The sequence below is a fragment of the Streptomyces chartreusis genome (assembly GCF_008704715.1).
GTDB lineage: Bacteria > Actinomycetota > Actinomycetes > Streptomycetales > Streptomycetaceae > Streptomyces > Streptomyces chartreusis.
In genome coordinates, this window is record NZ_CP023689.1 from 5,142,564 (window position 1) to 5,160,797 (window position 18,234).

General features: G+C 70.2%; 18 protein-coding genes and 3 tRNA genes. 11 read left to right on the forward strand and 10 right to left on the reverse strand.

What is annotated here, in order from left to right:
- The first annotated feature begins 6 nt into the window (after positions 1 to 6).
- The gene (locus tag CP983_RS22435) at positions 7 to 1,497 is read left to right on the forward strand and encodes a N,N-dimethylformamidase beta subunit family domain-containing protein (RefSeq protein WP_150501377.1); all 1,491 of its coding nucleotides are present in this window, start codon (positions 7 to 9) and stop codon (positions 1,495 to 1,497) included.
- A gap of 83 nt (positions 1,498 to 1,580) precedes the next feature.
- Positions 1,581 to 2,480 carry a phosphoribosylaminoimidazolesuccinocarboxamide synthase gene (locus tag CP983_RS22440; RefSeq protein WP_107905133.1) on the forward strand — a complete coding sequence of 300 codons (900 nt, stop codon included), beginning with the start codon at positions 1,581 to 1,583 and terminating at the stop codon, positions 2,478 to 2,480.
- 74 nt (positions 2,481 to 2,554) lie between these two features.
- Here CP983_RS22440 and CP983_RS22445 read toward each other — a convergent pair.
- The 8 genes from CP983_RS22445 to CP983_RS22480 all read right to left on the reverse strand — a co-directional run bounded on the left by CP983_RS22445 (position 2,555) and on the right by CP983_RS22480 (position 7,083).
- Positions 2,555 to 2,630, reverse strand: a tRNA-Gly gene (locus CP983_RS22445).
- 22 nt (positions 2,631 to 2,652) lie between these two features.
- Entirely contained in the window at positions 2,653 to 3,267 is a 615-nt protein-coding gene (locus tag CP983_RS22450; protein ID WP_125526540.1) for a response regulator transcription factor, read from the reverse strand.
- Positions 3,264 to 4,490 (reverse strand): sensor histidine kinase, encoded by a 1,227-nt coding sequence (locus CP983_RS22455; RefSeq protein WP_150501379.1) that lies wholly within the window; start codon positions 4,488 to 4,490, stop codon positions 3,264 to 3,266. The genes CP983_RS22450 and CP983_RS22455 overlap by 4 nt, the downstream gene beginning before the upstream one ends.
- A gap of 18 nt (positions 4,491 to 4,508) precedes the next feature.
- On the reverse strand, positions 4,509 to 5,285 hold the full coding sequence (locus CP983_RS22460) for an ABC transporter permease (RefSeq protein WP_107905136.1): 777 nt from the start codon (positions 5,283 to 5,285) through the stop codon (positions 4,509 to 4,511).
- The gene (locus CP983_RS22465; protein ID WP_030947650.1) at positions 5,282 to 6,241 is read right to left on the reverse strand and encodes an ABC transporter ATP-binding protein; all 960 of its coding nucleotides are present in this window, start codon (positions 6,239 to 6,241) and stop codon (positions 5,282 to 5,284) included. Before CP983_RS22465 ends, CP983_RS22460 begins: the two co-directional genes overlap by 4 nt.
- A 126-nt stretch (positions 6,242 to 6,367) precedes the next feature.
- Positions 6,368 to 6,440, reverse strand: a tRNA-Gly gene (locus CP983_RS22470).
- Positions 6,441 to 6,521: 81 nt separating this feature from the next.
- Positions 6,522 to 6,593: transfer RNA gene (locus tag CP983_RS22475), tRNA-Gly, on the reverse strand.
- A gap of 172 nt (positions 6,594 to 6,765) precedes the next feature.
- Positions 6,766 to 7,083: a histone-like nucleoid-structuring protein Lsr2 gene (locus tag CP983_RS22480; RefSeq protein WP_030947653.1), complete on the reverse strand. Its 318-nt coding sequence runs from the start codon at positions 7,081 to 7,083 to the stop codon at positions 6,766 to 6,768.
- 309 nt (positions 7,084 to 7,392) lie between these two features.
- Between CP983_RS22480 and purS the strand changes: the two genes are divergently transcribed.
- The 9 genes from purS (at position 7,393) to purM (ending at position 16,434) form a co-directional block, all read left to right on the forward strand.
- Positions 7,393 to 7,656, forward strand: coding sequence for a phosphoribosylformylglycinamidine synthase subunit PurS (purS, locus tag CP983_RS22485; protein ID WP_015659417.1), 264 nt, complete (start codon positions 7,393 to 7,395; stop codon positions 7,654 to 7,656).
- Positions 7,653 to 8,333 carry a phosphoribosylformylglycinamidine synthase subunit PurQ gene (purQ, locus tag CP983_RS22490; RefSeq protein ID WP_150501381.1) on the forward strand — a complete coding sequence of 227 codons (681 nt, stop codon included), beginning with the start codon at positions 7,653 to 7,655 and terminating at the stop codon, positions 8,331 to 8,333. The genes purS and purQ overlap by 4 nt, the downstream gene beginning before the upstream one ends.
- Complete coding sequence (gene purL / locus CP983_RS22495) at positions 8,330 to 10,588, forward strand: phosphoribosylformylglycinamidine synthase subunit PurL (protein WP_150501383.1); 2,259 nt, start codon at positions 8,330 to 8,332, stop codon at positions 10,586 to 10,588. Before purQ ends, purL begins: the two co-directional genes overlap by 4 nt.
- 123 nt (positions 10,589 to 10,711) lie before the next feature.
- Positions 10,712 to 11,212: an ArsR/SmtB family transcription factor gene (locus CP983_RS22500; RefSeq protein ID WP_150501385.1), complete on the forward strand. Its 501-nt coding sequence runs from the start codon at positions 10,712 to 10,714 to the stop codon at positions 11,210 to 11,212.
- A gap of 22 nt (positions 11,213 to 11,234) precedes the next feature.
- Complete coding sequence (locus CP983_RS22505) at positions 11,235 to 12,068, forward strand: M23 family metallopeptidase (RefSeq protein ID WP_150501387.1); 834 nt, start codon at positions 11,235 to 11,237, stop codon at positions 12,066 to 12,068.
- Between the two features lie 10 nt (positions 12,069 to 12,078).
- Positions 12,079 to 12,876 carry a maleylpyruvate isomerase family mycothiol-dependent enzyme gene (locus tag CP983_RS22510; RefSeq protein ID WP_150501389.1) on the forward strand — a complete coding sequence of 266 codons (798 nt, stop codon included), beginning with the start codon at positions 12,079 to 12,081 and terminating at the stop codon, positions 12,874 to 12,876.
- Positions 12,877 to 12,967: 91 nt separating this feature from the next.
- On the forward strand, positions 12,968 to 13,738 hold the full coding sequence (locus CP983_RS22515) for an META domain-containing protein (protein WP_150501391.1): 771 nt from the start codon (positions 12,968 to 12,970) through the stop codon (positions 13,736 to 13,738).
- Positions 13,739 to 13,799: 61 nt separating this feature from the next.
- Positions 13,800 to 15,329 (forward strand): amidophosphoribosyltransferase, encoded by a 1,530-nt coding sequence (gene purF, locus CP983_RS22520; protein WP_107909508.1) that lies wholly within the window; start codon positions 13,800 to 13,802, stop codon positions 15,327 to 15,329.
- A gap of 31 nt (positions 15,330 to 15,360) precedes the next feature.
- Positions 15,361 to 16,434, forward strand: a complete 1,074-nt coding sequence (gene purM / locus CP983_RS22525) for a phosphoribosylformylglycinamidine cyclo-ligase (protein ID WP_107909507.1) — start codon at positions 15,361 to 15,363, stop codon at positions 16,432 to 16,434.
- 72 nt (positions 16,435 to 16,506) lie between these two features.
- Here purM and CP983_RS22530 read toward each other — a convergent pair whose 3' ends face one another.
- Both CP983_RS22530 and CP983_RS22535 read right to left on the reverse strand, forming a co-directional pair.
- Entirely contained in the window at positions 16,507 to 16,767 is a 261-nt protein-coding gene (locus tag CP983_RS22530) for a DUF3073 domain-containing protein (RefSeq protein ID WP_107909506.1), read from the reverse strand.
- Positions 16,768 to 17,051: 284 nt separating this feature from the next.
- Positions 17,052 to 18,149, reverse strand: coding sequence for a Leu/Phe/Val dehydrogenase (locus tag CP983_RS22535; protein ID WP_150501393.1), 1,098 nt, complete (start codon positions 18,147 to 18,149; stop codon positions 17,052 to 17,054).
- Positions 18,150 to 18,234: the final 85 nt, after the last annotated feature.

Below are 18,234 nucleotides of genomic sequence, written 5' to 3' on the forward strand. Positions count from 1 at the left end.
ACGGCCATGGGGTCGGAGCAGATCCGCCGCTGGGAGTCGGGAGCACTCGCGCACGCCGTGACGGACCCCTTCGGCCAGGGCCCCGTCCCCTGGCTGCGCGGAAACGTCACATACTTCGACGACACCGGCCAGATCGTCCCCTGGTACGTCGACGGCCAGGCGCACCCGCCGACGTCTGACGCCCCCAGGGTCCCGGCCCCCCGCAGCGCCGGCCCGCGCTCCGCGGACGACGTCCACCGGCAGATCAAGGGCTTCATCTCCACCGGCGCGGTCGCCCCCGGCGAGGCGGTCGACTTCCACATCACCGTGGACCCGCCGCAGGAGTTCGCCGTCGACATCTACCGCATCGGCCACTACGGCGGCGACGGCGCGGCCAAGATCACCACCAGCCCGCGGCTGTCCGGCATCGTCCAGCCCGCGCCGCTCACCGCGGACCGCACGGTCTCCTGCCACCACTGGTGGCTGTCCTGGCGGCTCCAGATCCCCTCGTACTGGAGCATCGGCGCGTACGTCGCCGTCCTGACCACCGTCGACGGCTACCGCTCCCACATCCCCTTCACCGTCCGCGACAACCACCCCGCGGACCTGCTCCTGCTGCTGCCCGACGTGACCTGGCAGGCCTACAACCTCTACCCCGAGGACGGCCGCACCGGCGCCAGCCTCTACCACGCCTGGGACGAGGAGGGCCGGCTGCTCGGCGAGGCCGACGCCGCCACCACCGTCTCCTTCGACCGCCCGTACGCGGGCGCCGGCCTGCCCCTGCACGTGGGCCACGCCTACGACTTCATCCGCTGGGCCGAGCGCTACGGCTACGACATCGCCTACGCCGACGCCCGCGACCTGCACGCCGGCCATGTCGACCCCACCCGTTACCGCGGCCTGGTCTTCCCCGGCCACGACGAGTACTGGTCGTCGAACATGCGCCGCACCGTGGAGCTCGCTCGCGAGAACGGCACCTCCCTCGTCTTCCTCTCCGCCAACACCATGTACTGGCAGGTCGAGTTGGCCTCCTCCCCGTCCGGCGTCCCGGACCGCCTGCTCACCTGCCGCAAGCGCAGGGGCCCCGGCCGCCCGGTCCTGTGGCGGGAGATCGACCGCCCCGAGCAGGAAGTGATCGGCATCCAGTACGCGGGCCAGGTCCCCGAGCCCCAGCCGCTGATCGTCCGCAACGCCGACCACTGGCTGTGGGAGGCCACCGGCGCCCACGACGGCGACGGGATCGACGGCCTGGTCGCCGGCGAGGCCGACCGCTACTTCCCGCGCGCCCCGCTGCCCGATCACGAGGAGCGCATCCTGCTCGCCCACTCCCCCTACACGGACCGCGAGGGCACCCTCCGCCACCAGGAGACGTCCCTGTACCGCGCCCCCTCCGGCGCCCTGGTCTTCTCCTCCGGAACCTTCGCCTGGTCCCCGGCGCTGGACCGCCCGGGCCACGTCGACGCCCGCGTCCAGCGCGCCACCGCGAACCTCCTGGACCGCATCTGCAAGCGTGACTGAGCTCACCCAGCACACCCCAAGTCCAAGGTCAGCGCCCGATACGGGACAATCAACCCTGTTGGACATAACCACGGGGAGGAACCGTGTCCGGATTCGTAGAGAAGCCCGAGCCGATCGAGGTTCCGGGCCTGGTGCACCTGCACACCGGCAAGGTGCGGGACCTGTACCAGAACGAGGCCGGCGACCTCGTGATGGTCGCCAGCGACCGCATGTCCGCCTATGACTGGGTGCTGCCGACCGAGATCCCCGAGAAGGGCCGCGTCCTCACGCAGCTCTCGCTGTGGTGGTTCGACCAGCTCGCCGACCTGGTCCCCAACCATGTGCTGAGCACCGACGTGCCGGCCGGCGCCCCCGCCGACTGGGCGGGCCGCACCCTGGTGTGCAAGTCGCTGAAGATGGTCCCGGTCGAGGCCGTGGCCCGCGGCTACCTCACCGGCTCGGGCCTCGCCGAGTACGACGCCTCCCGCACCGTCTGCGGCCTCGCGCTGCCCGAGGGCCTGGTCGACGGCAGCGAGCTGCCCGCCCCGATCTTCACCCCGGCCACCAAGGCCGCCGTCGGCGAGCACGACGAGAACGTCTCCTACGAGGAGGTCGCCCGCCAGGTCGGCGCCGACACCGCCGCCCGGCTGCGCCAGGCGACCCTCGCCGTCTACTCCCGGGGCCGGGACATCGCCCGGGAGCGCGGCATCATCCTCGCCGACACCAAGTTCGAGTTCGGCTTCGAGGGGGAGACGCTGGTCCTCGCCGACGAGGTGCTCACGCCGGACTCCTCCCGCTTCTGGCCGGCCGACCAGTGGCAGCCGGGGCGCGCGCAGCCGTCGTACGACAAGCAGTTCGTCCGTGACTGGCTGACCTCGCCGGCCTCCGGCTGGGACCGCAAGAGCGAGCAGCCCCCGCCGCCGCTCCCGCAGGAGGTCGTGGACGCGACCCGCGCGAAGTACGTCGAGGCGTACGAGCGGCTGACCGGCACGAGCTGGAGCTGACCCACGACACATGCGCCCCTGACGACACAAGGGCCCATGACAAAGGCCCCGGTCGATGACCGGGGCCTTTGATCTGGAGCGAACGACGAGGTTCGAACTCGCGACCTCAACCTTGGCAAGGTTGCGCTCTACCAACTGAGCTACGTTCGCATGCGCCGTGGCGCGAGAACCACTATACCCAACCTCGCTCCCGCGCGACCCGCACCGCCGCGTGACGGTTCTCCGCGCCGAGTTTCGACGCGGCGGACGACAGATAGTTCCGCACGGTCCCCTGGGACAGCGCGGCCCGCTCCGCGATCTCCGCGACGGGCGCCCCGTCGGCGGCGAGTTCCAGCACCTCCGCCTCCCGCGCGGTCAGCGGCGAGTCCCCGGCGGCGATGGCGTCGGCGGCCAACTCCGGGTCGACGTAACGGTTACCGGCGTGCACGGTACGGATGATCTCGGCGAGCCGCTGCGCGCTGACGGTCTTCGGGACGAACCCGCGCACACCCGCCGCAAGAGCCCGCTTCAGATGCCCCGGCCGCCCGTGACTGGTCACGATCAGCACCCGGCAGCCGGGAAGTTCGGCGCGCAGAGATGTGGCGACCTTCACACCGTCGGCCCCCGGCATCTGAAGATCCAGCACCGCGACATCGGGCCGGTGCGCCCGGGCCATCGCCAGCGCCTCGGGTCCGGTGGCCGCCTCGGCGACGATCACGAGGTCGTCCTCCAGGGACAGCAGCGTGGCGAGTGCGCCCCGGATCAGATGCTCGTCGTCGGCCAGCAGCAGCCGCACCGACCCGCTCATACGGTGACCTCCCGCACACCCGCCCCCGTCAACGGCACCTCCGCCACCAGCCGGAACATCCCCTCGCCGGCCCGGCCGGCCTCCAATGTGCCGTCCACCGCGGCCAGCCGCTCACGCAGCCCGGCGAGGCCGGAGCCTCCACCCCCGTCGGAGGCTCCGGCAGCCCCGTCGTTCTCCACCTTCAGCACCACACGTCCCTCGCTCACCCGTACTTCCACCGCACACCGCTCGGCGTTCCCGTGCCGCAGCACATTGGTGGTCGCCTCCCGCACCACCCAGGCCAGCGCCGACTGCACCTCTACGGGCAGCCCGGCCGCCTCCCCGGTCACCTCGCACGCGATTCCGGCCGCCGTCAGCACGCCCCGCGCACCGACGAGTTCGACCTCCAGATCGGCCTCCCGGTACCCCCGTACGACGTCCCGCACCTCGCGCTGCGACTCCTGCGCGATCCGCTGCACCTCGATCATCTGCTCCACGGCCTCGGGCCGGCCGCGCCGCGCCAGCTGCACGGCGAGCTCGCTCTTCAGGGCGATGACCGCGAGGTTGCGCCCCATGACGTCGTGCAGATCCCGCCCGAACCGCAGCCGCTCCTCGGCGACCGCGAGCCGGGCGCGGGTCTCACGGGCCTCGTCGAGCTCGTAGACGGACCTGAGCAGCCAGACCGAGAAGACGGCGGTGAAGGCGAGGAATCCGCCGGCGAGCAACACGATCACCGCGGTGACGAGCGCACCGAGCGGCGACCGGGTCAGCGCGGCCACGATGAGCCCGGTACCCGCCGAGAAGCCCGCGACGACGGCGTACACATGCCTGCGTACCTTCACGCCGAGCGCGATGATGCCCATGCCGAAGATCATGGCGACGCCGAAGACGCTGCCGGCCGCCGAGTCGATGTCGTCGCCCTTCGGGCCGTACTCGGAGATCGCGAGAGCCGTGACGGCGACCGCGGCGGTGAACGCGCCGAGCGCGCACATCAGCCGGACGGGCTGCTCACGCCGGCCGCGCACCCAGTCCACCGACCGTGACACGGTCAGCATGCAGGTCGCCGCGTGCGCGCACACCAGGAGCATCAGCACGGCACCCGGCCAGCTCCCGATCCGGCCTATGACGGGCAACCCGACCCCGGCGAGCTCGCTCACCGCGAAGAAGTGGAACGACGCCCGCGTGTACGTCTCCACCTTCGCCGGGGTGCTCTTCCCCCGCCACCACGTTCCCGGCCCGCGCATTCGCCGCTCTCCCCTGGATCAACGCCGGGGTTCCCAGCGGAACCACCGTCGTACAGCAAACACGCCCCCGACCGTCCAGACCAGCGCGACGAGCACCGCGCCCAGCGCCTCGGACGCCGACAGCCCGCCGGTCCAGCCGCCGCGCACCAGCGTGATCACCGGGGTCAGCGGCAGGAGTTCGCAGGCCGACGCCACCCGGTCGGGCAGGATCTCCAAGGGTACGAACATCCCGGAGAAGATCATGGAGAGGAACACCACCGGCAATGTCGTGACCTGCGCACTCTCGACGCTGCGGGTGAAGGCGGAGGTCACCGCTGCCAGCGACACACACAGGAAGATCCCCAACAGCAGGCCCAGCACCGCGAGATGGGGAGCGCGGGGCGCACCCACGTCGAGCAGGACGGTGCAGCCGATCGCCAGCACCACGCACTGGGCGAGGCCCGTGACCACGGCCGGCAGCGCGGCCCCGGTGAGGATCTCGGTGTCCCGCAGCTCGCCGGTGCGCAGCCGCTTCAGGACGAGTTCCTCGCGCCGGGCGGTGTAGACGCTGACGAGCGTCGCGTACACCGCGTAGAGCAGCGAGAAGCCGATGGAGGCGGGCAGGATGACCGTGCCGAGGGTGAGGCCCACCTCGGCCAGGTCCATCTGCTTCGCCGCCTCCCGCGCGCTCAGCGGCAGGATCAGCGGCACGAACAGCGCCGCGAACAGCGTGCCCCTGCTGCGCCCGAGCAGGGTCAGCTCGGCCCGGGCCAACGACGTCATGCGCCCCACCGGGGTGGTCATCGCCGTACTCATGCCGCGTACTCCTTCGTCCCGGCGGCCTCCGCCGCCTCCCGTGCGATGCCCAGGAACGCCTCCTCCAGTGACGCCGAGCGCACGTCCAGCCGCCGCAGCTCCACCCCGGCCTGCTCGGCCCACACCAGCAGCCGGGTCGCCGCCCACTGCAGGCGGTGGGTGCGCAGCCGGACGAGCCGCCCCTCGACCTCGTGCCCGCTCACGCCCAGCTCGCCGAGCGGCGGCAGGTCCCCGAGGAAGTAGCCCTCGGGCAGCTCGAAGGTGATCCGCGACGGCTGGGCCGCGGTCACCTCGGCCGGTGTCCCGGCCGCCGCGATCCGTCCCTGGTGCAGGATCGCGAGCCGGTCGGCGAGGCCCTCGGCCTCCTCCAGGTAGTGCGTGGTCAGCAGCACGGTCGTGCCGTTGTCGCGCAGCCTGCGCACCAACTCCCAGGTGTCCCGGCGCCCTTCGGCGTCGAGCCCGGTCGTCGGCTCGTCGAGGAAGAGCACCTCGGGATCCCCGAGCAGCGCGAGTGCCAGGTCCAGCCGCCGCCGCTCACCCCCGGACAGCTGCTTGACCCGTACGTCGGCCTTCCCGGCCAGCCCGACGAGGTCCAGCACCTCCAGCGGCGGCCGTGCCCCGCTCACGCACCCCGCCCACATCCGCGCGGTCTCGGCGACGGTCAGCTCGGACGGAAAGCCGCCCTCCTGCAACATCACCCCGGTACGCGGCCGTACGACGGCCCGCTCGGCATAGGGATCGTGCCCGAGCACCCGGATGTGCCCCGCGGCGGGTTCGGCGAGCCCTTCGAGCAGCTCCACGGTCGACGTCTTGCCGGCGCCGTTGGTGCCGAGCAGCGCGAAGACCTCTCCTCGGTCCACGGAGAAGGTGATGCCGCGCACCGCCTCGAACCCGCCCCCGTAGACACGTCGTAGGTCAGTGACCTCAATCACGTGTTCGTGTTCGTCGAAGTTCATGCCATCAGCGTCCCCGCGGCGGGAGCCCGGCAGCAGTGCGCGCTGTCACCACTCGGCATGACAAATGTCAGAGGGCGCGCGGGCACAAGAAAAACCCCGGTCCACTGGACCGGGGTCTCTATCAAGAGCGGACGACGAGGCTCGAACTCGCGACCTCAACCTTGGCAAGGTTGCGCTCTACCAACTGAGCTACGTCCGCATTGCCCCCGACCGGCTCTCACCGATCGGTGCGAGCACCAGCCTACCTGATCCACATCGGTGAACCGGACCGGCGGTGCAGAGCGGGTGACAGGAATTGCACACTGCGCCTTCCCCCTGGAAGGGGGATGTTCTGCTACTGAACTACACCCGCATGCTCGGCGAGCTGGACTTTTTCGGCCCCGCCCGGCGGCGTGCTCCAGACATTAGCTGATCAGCAGGGGGGTAGCGCAAGTCGGTTGTCGCACCGGCCCAAGTACCGGCCCAAGTCGGCTGCCCTCAGGGCCCGCTGACGGAGCCTGAGGGCGCGCGGCCCCCGGATCGCCTCACTGCGCCGAGGCGAACGCCTCGTAGACCTTCTTGGGGATGCGGCCGCGGGCCGGCACCTCCATCTTGTTGGCCTGGGCCCAGGCGCGGACCGCCGCCGGGTCCGGAGCGACCTCGGTCTGCTTGTACGCCTTGCCGGACTTCGACCGCTTGCGGCCGGCTTCCACGTAGGGCGCGAGCGCCTTACGCAGTTTCTTGGCATTGGCTTCATTCAGGTCGATCTCGTACGACTTGCCGTCGAGTCCGAAGGCGATCGTTTCCGCCGCTTCCGAGCCGTCGATGTCGTCAAAGAGAGTGACCACGACCTTCTGCGCCACGAATATCGGTCCCTTCAGGCGGCACCTCATACAGCTCAGCTGCTACGACGTGCCGAGTCTCGGCTTTTACCAATTCATTTGTACAGTGCGCGGCAATGCAATGTGAAGCCCGACTAAATCTCTCCGCGTGTCCGAGCGCAATAGCTATCTGCGGCTGATCGGGGATCTTTCCCGTAACTTTTCGTGAACACCCCCCTCCGATACCTGATCGTGACGGCTGTCACGTAGCTTCCTACAACTCTACCCGCGTAGAAATTTTGTGCGGGTAGTCTGAAGGAACCTGCTCAGCACCACACACCGGGAGTGCCAGTGGCACGCGTCGTAGTCGACGTCATGCTCAAGCCGGAGATCCTCGACCCCCAGGGCCAGGCGGTGCAGCGCGCACTGCCGCGACTGGGTTTCGAAGGCATCTCCGACGTACGTCAGGGAAAGCGATTCGAACTGGAAGTTGACGGACCGGTCGACGAGGCCGCGCTCGCCCGCATCCATGATCTTGCGGAATCCTTCCTCGCGAACACCGTGATCGAGGACTTCACCGTCAAGGTTGAGGAAGTCGCGGAGGCCGCGAAGTGACCGCTCGTATTGGCGTCGTCACTTTCCCGGGAAGTCTCGATGACAGGGACACCCAGCGCGCGATCCGCCTCGCGGGTGCCGAACCGGTCGCTCTCTGGCACAAGGACAAGGACCTCAAGCAGGTCGACGCCGTGGTGCTGCCCGGCGGATTCTCCTACGGCGACTATCTGCGGGCCGGCGCCATCTCCCGCTTCTCGCCGGTGATGGAGACGGTCATCGAGCAGGCGAAGGCGGGCCTTCCGGTCCTCGGCATCTGCAATGGCTTCCAGGTCCTCACCGAGGCCCACCTCCTCCCGGGCGGGATGCTCGGCAACGACCATCTGCACTTCATCTGCCGTGACCAGAAGCTGCGGGTGGAGAACGCGGACACCGCCTGGACCAGCGACTACGAGAGCGGCCAGGAGATCTACATCCCGCTCAAGAACATGGACGGCCGTTATGTCGCCGACCAGTACACGCTGGACAAGCTGGAGGGCGAGGGGCGGGTCGCCTTCCGCTACCTGGACTTCAATCCGAACGGCTCGCTCAACGACATCGCCGGCATCACCAACGAGGCCGGGAACGTCGTAGGTCTCATGCCGCACCCGGAGCACGCCGTCGAGCCGCTCATCGGGTCGGGCCGCACCGACGGCCTCCCCTTCTTCACCTCGATCCTCAAGAAGCTGGTCAACGCATGAGCCGGACGCCTCTGGACACGGTCGAGCACGCGGCCGCGACCCCCGACGTCGAGCTGCCCTGGGCCGAGCTCGGTCTGAAGAAGGACGAGTACGAGCGGGTCGTGGAGATCCTCGGCCGCCGCCCGACCGGCGCCGAGCTCGCCATGTACTCGGTCATGTGGTCCGAGCACTGCTCCTACAAGTCCTCCAAGGTGCACCTGCGCCAGTTCGGCGAGAAGGCGCCCGAGTCCGAGGCGATGCTCGTCGGCATCGGCGAGAACGCCGGCGTCGTCGACGTCGGCCAGGGCTACGCGGTCACCTTCAAGGTCGAGTCGCACAACCACCCGTCGTACGTCGAGCCCTACCAGGGCGCGGCCACCGGCGTCGGCGGCATCGTGCGCGACATCATCGCCATGGGCGCCCGCCCGGTCGCGGTCGTCGACCCGCTGCGCTTCGGCGCCGCCGACCACCCCGACACCAAGCGCGTGCTGCCCGGCGTCGTCGCCGGCATCGGCGGCTACGGCAACTGCCTGGGTCTGCCGAACATCGGCGGCGAGGTCGTCTTCGACGCCTGCTACCAGGGCAACCCGCTGGTCAACGCCGGTGCCATCGGCGTCATGCGGCACGAGGACATCCACCTCGCCAAGGCGTCCGGCGCCGGCAACAAGGTCATCCTGTACGGGGCCCGGACCGGCGGCGACGGCATCGGCGGCGCCTCCATCCTGGCCTCCGAGACCTTCGACGACGCCAAGCCGTCGAAGCGCCCGGCCGTCCAGGTCGGCGACCCCTTCCAGGAGAAGCTCCTCATCGAGTGCACCCTGGAGGCGTTCGCCGAGAAGCTGGTCGTCGGCATCCAGGACCTGGGTGCGGCGGGCCTGTCCTGCGCCACCTCCGAGCTCGCGTCCAACGGCTCCGGCGGCATGCGCGTGACCCTCGACGACGTACCCCTGCGTGACTCGACGCTCTCGCCCGAGGAAATCCTCATGAGCGAGTCGCAGGAGCGCATGTGCGCGGTCGTCGAGCCGGAGAAGGTCGACCGGTTCCTGGAGATCTGCGAGAAGTGGGACGTCATCGCCACGGTCATCGGTGAGGTGACCGACGGCGACCGCCTGGAGATCTACTGGCACGGCGGCAAGATCGTCGACGTCGACCCGCGGACCGTGGCGCACGAGGGCCCGGTCTACGAGCGCCCGTACGCCCGCCCCTCCTGGCAGGACGAGCTCCAGGCCGACGACGCGAACAAGCTGCCGCGGCCGGCCACGGGCGACGAGCTGAAGGAGCAGATCCTGAAGCTGGTCGGCTCCCCGAACCAGGCCAGCAAGAAGTGGATCACCTCGCAGTACGACCACTTCGTGCAGGGCAACACCGTCCTCGCCCAGCCCGAGGACTCCGGCATGATCCGCATCGACGAGGAGACCGGCCTCGGCGTCGCCATCGCGACGGACGGCAACGGCCGGTACGCCAAGCTGGACCCGTACCACGGCGCCCAGCTGGCCCTCGCGGAGGCGTACCGCAACGTGGCGACGACCGGCGCCAAGCCGCTCGCCGTCTCCGACTGCCTGAACTTCGGCTCGCCCGAGGACCCGGCCGTCATGTGGCAGTTCGCGGAGGCCGTGCGCGGCCTGGCGGACGCCTGTCAGCAGCTGGGCACCCCGGTGACCGGCGGCAACGTGTCGCTCTACAACCAGACGGGCGAGGTGGCGATCCACCCGACCCCGGTCGTGGCCGTGCTGGGCGTCATCGACGACGTCGCGCGCCGCACGCCGGTCGCCTTCCAGGAGGACGGGCAGCTGCTCTACCTCCTCGGCGACACGCATGAGGAGTTCAGCGGCTCGGCCTGGTCGCAGGTCGTCCACGACCACCTCGGCGGGCTGCCCCCGAAGGTGGACCTGGAGCGCGAGCGGCTGCTCGCCGAGATCCTGATCTCCGCCTCCCGCGACGGCATGATCGACTCCGCGCACGACCTGTCCGACGGCGGTCTGATCCAGGCGGTCGTCGAGTCGGCGCTGCTCGGCGGCAAGGGCGCCCGTCTGGTCGTCCCGGACGGTCTGGACGCCTTCACCTTCCTCCTCTCCGAGTCGGCCGGCCGCGCTGTCGTGGCCGTCCCGCGCTCCGAGGAGGTCCGCTTCAACGACATGTGCGGTGCGCGCGGCCTGCCGGTCACCCGCATCGGTGTCGTGGACGGCGACTCGGTGGAGCTCCAGGGCGAGTTCGCGCTGCCCCTGGAGGAGCTGCGCAAGGTGCACGAGGAGACCATCCCGGCACTGCTCAAGTAAGCAGTCGTCGTACGGCTCAGAAGCCCCCGTCCGGTCCGCCGGGCGGGGGCTTCGCCGTGCGCGCGGACATCCGCACTGCGCAATGCGATTGCACGTAATTACGTAGTTCCGTAATATCGAGGTGTGGAGCTCGACGAACGTGTCGCCGACCTGGAGCGACGACTGGCAGCGCTGGAGAACGCGCAGCACACCGCCCCTCGCCTCGGCGAAGGGGACTTCTGGGCCCTGGAGGGGCTCAAGGAGCAGTTGGCCGCGCTGGAAGCGGCCGACGGAGGGGTGCTCTTCACCGGCGCCGTACGGCTGCCGACCGGGGAGCAGTACGACTGGCAGCACGGCTCGCTGACCGAGGGCCTGCTGGAGGTCGACTGGACCGAGTGCGCGGAGTCGTTCGCGGCGCTCGGTCATCCCGTCCGGCTGCGGCTGCTGCGCGAGGTCGTCGGCGGCCGGCGCACCGCGGCCGAGCTCGCCGAGCTGGACGAGATCGGCACGACCGGCCAGATCTACCACCACCTGCGCCAACTGACCGGCGCGGGCTGGCTCCACACCACGGGCCGGGGGCGCTACGAGGTGCCGCCGGGGCGGGTCGTACCGCTGCTGGTGGCGTTGGCGACCGCTCGTCCGTGACACCGACCGAACTGGGGGAACGATGTCCGCACGCAAACTCGTCAAGATCGTCTACCGCGCCCTGCAACTGGCCTTCGTCGGCCTGGTGATCGCCCACTCCCTGCTGGACCTGGGATATCCGTGGTGGTGGAACTTCCTGCCGATCGCCCTGTCCTTGGTGATCCTCGTCGTGGCCCACCGCTGGGGCGGCGCCCCGGACAGCCCCCGCGCCGCCCGGGAGCCGGTCGAGGTCGGCCCGCCGGTCACCGGCCGCTGGTCGGCGCTGAACAGCCCGGCCGACCGCACACCGAGCCACGGCACGCACGCCTACGGCCAGACCTTCGCCATCGACGTCGTCGCCGAGCCCGCGGAAGGCGCCCGCCCCGGCTTCCGTTGGCTGTGGCCGATCGCCCGCCGCAACAGCGCCTTCCCGGCCTTCGGGGCCCCGCTGCTGGCGGTCGCCGACGCCACCGTCGTACGCGCCGTCGACGACCAGCGCGACCACCTCAGCCGCACCTCGCTGCTCGCGCTGATGTACCTGATGATCGTGGAGGCGTCCGTGCGCGACCTGTCCGGCGTCAAGCGGGTCGTCGGCAACCACGTCGTCCTCGACCTCGGCGACGGCACTTTCGCGCTCTACGCCCACCTGCGAAACGGCTCGCTCGCCGTTCGCGAAGGAGACCGGGTGACCGCCGGCCAGCAGCTGGCCCGCTGCGGCAACTCGGGCAACTCCACCGAGCCCCATCTCCACTTCCAACTGATGGACACCCCCGACCCGGACACCGCCCGAGGCATCCCCTTCACCTGGCGGGGCGTGGGAGTCCCCCGCAACCGCGAGACCTTCGAGACACCTACGACGAAGACGCAGGCCGCATAGGCTGCCCCCCATGCCCCCGCCCAAGAAGCGTGCCCGCGCCTACGACCCCGTCAAGATCCGTACCGCGGTGCTCGCGCAGTTCGGGCATGTGCGGCAGGCCGTGCGCGGTCTCAGCGGCGAGCAGCTCGCGCTGCCCACCCGGCTGCCGGGCTGGACCGTGCGGGAGCTGGCCGCGCACGTGACCATGGCCGTGGGGAGCGTCAGCCGCAACCTGGAGCGCGACGAGCCGGCCAAGGCCGAACTGGCCCTTCTGGACTGGCCCTTCGCCACCGCGGTCCGCGCCGGCGACATCGCCGACCGCACCCAGGACCTCGCCGCCGCCAACCCCGACCTCGACGCCCTCTACACCCGTACCGAGGAACGGCTCGGGCGGAACCTGGCGGAGGCACCCGGCGACCGCCTCCTCGCCGCGCTCACCGGCTCCATGACCCTCGCCGACTACCTGGTCACCCGCACCGTCGAACTCGTCGTCCACACCGACGACCTGAACGCCGCCGTCCCCGGCCTCGACATCCCGTACGACCGCCAGGCCCTCGCCGCCTGCACCCGGCTGCTCGCCGACGCGCTCGCCGTGAAGGCGCCCGGCGGTTCGACCGAGGTGCGGATCCCGCCGTACGCCGTGGTGCAGTGCGTCGAGGGGCCGAGGCACACCCGGGGCACCCCGCCCAACGTCGTCGAGACCGACCCGCTGACCTGGATCCGGCTCGCCACCGGCCGGGTGACCTGGCGGGACGCCGTCGAGGCGGCCGAGGTCAGCGCCAGCGGGGAACGAGCGGACCTCGGCACCCTGCTGCCACTCCTGGGGTGATCGCCGACGGCCGGCGACCCGGGCCGGCAAGCGGAATCGAGCGGAACCGGTCCCGTGTCCCTCCCGTCCCACCGGCATGGACACACTCGGCATGGACACAAAGCGACTGGCCGCCCTCGCCGCACTGACCCTGCTCCCGTTCGCCGCCGCCTGCGGCAGCGAGGACGCGGGCAGCGAATCGGTCGGAGCCGGGGCCGCGGCCTCCGTCACCGGCGTCCACTGGGCCGTCGACGGCGTCACCGTCGACGGGAAGAAGAGCGACGCCCCGAGCGGCGCCTGGCTGAGCATCGCCGACGGCGGCAAGGTCAAGGGCAACCTCGGCTGCAACAACTTCGGCGCCGACGCCGCCTTCGCCGACAGCCACGTCACCTTCGACCAGGTGCAGGCGACCGAGATGGCCTGCGAGGGCGTCCCGCCGAACTTCGAGCAGACCCTCGCCCGCACCCTCGCCGACGGCGACCTCGGCACCGAGGTCGACGGCGACAAGCTCACCCTCACCACCGCCGACGGCGACCGGGTCGCCCTCACCAAGCAGGAAGGCGCGCAGCTCTACGGCACGAAGTGGACCGTCACCAGCCCCGACACCGGCGGCAAGGCCCACCTCACGTTCGACCGGAAGACCGGAGAGGTCAGCGGCAGCCTCGGCTGCAACAAGGTGAAGGCCACGGCGACGGTCCGCGACGGCAGCATCACCCTCGGCACCGCGTCCACCACGCGAATGATGTGCGACACCTCACTCATGAATACGGAGAAGACGCTCCTCGGCCTCTTCGACGGCACGGTGAAGTACGGGATCGATCACCGCAACCTCACTCTGACCAGCGAAAACGGCGAGCATGTGAACGCGGCCGCCGCAGAGTGATCATTTACAGGCGCGTATCCCCAATTCGGACCAGTGGTCGATCTCGCCTACACTCGGTGCCGTGCCACGTGGTGACGGTCGACTCAATCACGATCTGCTCCCCGGCGAGAAAGGCCCCCAGGACGCGTGTGGCGTCTTCGGTGTCTGGGCTCCGGGCGAAGAGGTCGCAAAGCTCACGTACTTCGGGCTCTACGCCCTCCAGCATCGGGGCCAGGAATCCGCGGGAATCGCGGTCAGCAACGGCTCCCAGATCCTCGTCTTCAAGGACATGGGCCTCGTTTCCCAGGTCTTCGACGAGACCTCCCTCGGTTCGCTCCAAGGTCATATCGCGGTGGGCCACGCCCGCTACTCGACGACCGGTGCCTCCGTCTGGGAGAACGCCCAGCCGACGTTCCGCGCCACCGGGCACGGCTCCATCGCGCTCGGCCACAACGGCAACCTGGTCAACACGGCCCAGCTCGCCGAGATGGTCGCCGACCTGCCCAAGCAGGAAGGCGGCCGCGCCCCGCGCGTGGCGGCCACCAACGACACCGACCTGCTCACCGCGCTGCTCGCGGCCCAGGTCGACGAGGACGGCAAGCCACTGACCATCGAGGAGGCCGCCCATCAGGTCCTCCCGCAGGTGCAGGGCGCCTTCTCCCTCGTCTTCATGGACGAGCACACCCTCTACGCGGCCCGTGACCCGCAGGGCATCCGCCCGCTGGTCCTCGGCCGCCTGGAGCGCGGCTGGGTCGTGGCCTCCGAGTCCGCCGCCCTCGACATCTGCGGCGCCAGCTTCGTCCGCGAGGTCGAGCCGGGCGAGTTCGTCGCCATCGACGAGAACGGCCTGCGCACCTCCCGATTCGCGGAAGCGAAGCCCAAGGGCTGTGTCTTCGAGTACGTGTACCTGGCCCGCCCGGACACCGACATCGCCGGCCGGAACGTCTACCTCTCCCGAGTGGAGATGGGCCGCAAGCTCGCGAAGGAAGCCCCGGTCGACGCCGACCTGGTCATAGCGACCCCGGAATCCGGCACCCCGGCCGCGATCGGGTACGCGGAGGCCAGCGGCATCCCGTTCGGCGCGGGCCTGGTGAAGAACGCCTACGTCGGCCGCACGTTCATCCAGCCCTCGCAGACCATCCGCCAGCTCGGCATCCGTCTGAAGCTGAACCCGCTGAAGGAAGTCATCAAGGGCAAGCGTCTGGTCGTCGTCGACGACTCGATCGTGCGCGGCAACACCCAGCGCGCCCTGGTCCGCATGCTCCGCGAGGCCGGCGCGGCCGAGGTCCACATCCGGATCTCCTCGCCGCCCGTCAAGTGGCCCTGCTTCTTCGGCATCGACTTCGCCACCCGCGCCGAGCTGATCGCCAACGGCATGTCGATCGAGGAGATCGGCACCTCGCTGGGCGCCGACTCGCTGTCGTACATCTCCATCGACGGCATGATCGAGGCGACCACCATCGCCAAGCCGAACCTGTGCCGCGCCTGCTTCGACGGCGAGTACCCGATGGATCTCCCGGACCCCGAGCTGCTCGGCAAGCAGCTCCTGGAGACCGAGCTGGCGGCCGGTCCGGCAGCCACGGCCGCGGCCGACGCGATCCGTCGCCCGTAAGCCCAGTAACCAACCCGAAAGATCCCAGGCAATGTCTGAGACCAGTCCTGCCGGTGCTTCCTACGCGGCTGCCGGAGTCGACATCGAGGCGGGCGACCGCGCGGTCGAGCTCATGAAGGAGTGGGTCAAGAAGACCCAGCGCCCCGAGGTCCTCGGCGGCCTCGGCGGTTTCGCCGGCCTCTTCGACGCCTCCGCACTCAAGCGCTACGAGCGTCCCCTCCTCGCCTCCGCCACCGACGGCGTCGGCACCAAGGTCGACGTCGCGCGCCAGATGGGCGTCTACGACACCATCGGCCACGACCTGGTCGCGATGGTCATGGACGACATCGTGGTGTGCGGCGCCGAGCCGCTGTTCATGACCGACTACATCTGCGTCGGCAAGGTCCACCCCGAGCGGGTCGCCGCCATCGTGAAGGGCATCGCCGAGGGCTGTGTGCTCGCCGGCTGCGCCCTGGTGGGCGGCGAGACGGCCGAGCACCCGGGTCTGCTGGGCGAGGACGACTTCGACGTCGCCGGCGCCGGTACGGGCGTCGTGGAGGCCGACCGGCTGCTCGGCGCGGATCGCATCCGTACGGGTGACGCGGTGATCGCCATGGCGGCGTCCGGCCTTCACTCGAACGGGTACTCGCTGGTCCGCCACGTGCTGCTGAACCAGGCCGGTCTCGCCCTGGACGCGCACATCGAGGAGTTCGGCCGCACCCTCGGCGAGGAGCTGCTGGAGCCCACGAAGATCTACTCGCTGGACTGCCTGGCCCTCACCCGCACCACGGACGTGCACGCGTACAGCCACGTCACGGGTGGCGGTCTGGCCGCCAACCTGGCCCGCGTGATCCCGGACGGCCTGCACGCGATCGTCGACCGCTCCACCTGGACCCCGGCCCCGATCTTCGACCTCGTCGGCAGGACCGGCTCCGTCGAACGCCTGGAGCTGGAGAAGACCCTGAACATGGGCGTCGGCATGATCGCGATCGTGCCGGAGGAGTCCACGGACGCGGCCCTGGCAACCCTGGCCGACCGCGGGGTCGACGCCTGGGTCGCGGGCGAGATCACGGACCGCGGCGAGCACACCACCGGTGCCGCCCTGGTCGGCGACTACGCGAGCTGAGGCCGACGACAGCAGCGCAAAACCCGGTCCGGCGGATATCCGCTCAGGACCGGGTCAGGCACTGCTGGGTAGTCAAGCGCCGCGGCGTTGTTGCGACGTGGGACCGGACTCGTCGTCCTCGTCGTCCTCATCGTCGTCGTTGTAGAGATCCGCGTACTGCGAGTACGGGTCGTCTTCTTCGTCCTCGTCCTCGAACGGCTCGCCGTTCGGCGGCTGGTTCGAAGTCGAAGCGCCCAGCTCGTTGGCCAGACGCGACAGGTCAGTCCCGCCGCTGTTGTACTTCAGCTGGCGGGCGACCTTCGTCTGCTTGGCCTTGGCCCGGCCGCGCCCCATGGCTCGACCCCCTCGGTGACGGGGCTCGACGGCCCCAGAGTCTTGACACGCGTTCATGATCTGGAACGGGCTCTCCTCGGAGAGACCGGTCCGTAGGGCTTCCACGGTACCTGAGCCCGCGCCCATACGGTACGTCGCCCGCAGCACGTGCCTGGTTCCCGAACCCTCGGGGCGCCCTGTCCCCGCTGGTCAACCGCGATTTTAACCACTTCTTGGCGGCCGACCCGCCGACGAACGTGAGAGTTCTCTCTAAGTGTGCGCCGACGGGTACCGGTCAAACCCGATCAGCGCGTCCGGCGCGCTGTTGCGGCCTCGTGCATCCGCTGTTCGGCGATCCGGTCGGCTGCGGCGGCCGGCGGAATCCCATCCGTCTTCGCACGTGCGAATATGGCCAGCGTGGTGTCGTAGATCTTCGCGGCCTTCGTCTTGCACCGGTCGAAGTCGAACCCGTGCAGTTCGTCGGCCACCTGGATGACACCGCCGGCGTTCACCACGTAGTCGGGTGCGTAGAGGATCCCGCGGTCGGCGATGTCCTTCTCGACGCCCGGGTGGGCGAGCTGGTTGTTGGCCGCGCCGCACACCACCTTGGCGGTCAGCGCCGGGACGGTGTCGTCGTTCAGGGCGCCGCCGAGCGCGCAGGGGGCGTAGATGTCGAGGCCCTCGGCGCGGATCAGGGTCGCGGTGTCGGCGACCGCGGTCACGCCCTCCGGGTGCGCGGCGAGGATGCGGCCGACGGCCTCCTCGCGTACGTCCGTGATGACGACCTCGGCGCCCTCGGCGCGCAGGTGCTCCACCAGGTGGTGGCCGACCTTGCCGACGCCGGCGATGCCGACCTTGCGGCCGCGCAGCGACGGGTCGCCCCACAGGTGCTGGGCGGAGGCGCGCATGCCCTGGTAGACACCGAAGGCGGTGAGCACGGAGGAGTCGCCGGCGCCGCCGTTCTCGGGGGAGCGTCCGGTGGTCCAGCGGCACTCACGGGCCACGACGTCCATGTCGGCGACGTACGTGCCGACGTCGCAGGCGGTGACGTAGCGGCCGCCGAGCGAGGCCACGAACCGGCCGTAGGCCAGCAGCAGCTCCTCGGACTTGATCAGGTCGGGGTCCCCGATGATCACGGCCTTGCCGCCGCCGTGGTCGAGTCCGGCCATGGCGTTCTTGTAGGACATCCCGCGCGCGAGGTTCAGCGCGTCGGCGACGGCCTCCTCCTCGGTCGCGTACGGGTAGAAACGCGTACCGCCGAGGGCAGGGCCCAGGGCGGTGGAATGGATGGCGATGACGGCCTTGAGGCCGCTGGCGCGGTCCTGGCAGAGCACGACTTGCTCATGACCGCCCTGGTCCGAGTGGAACAGGGTGTGCAGGACGCCGTGTGTTACGTCGGTCACTGTGGTGACTCCTGAGTACGGTGCGGCGGTTGGAGCGAGCTCCCTGGGGGTCCCCCCACGCTTTTGGCAGTGGGGGAGGGTGGCG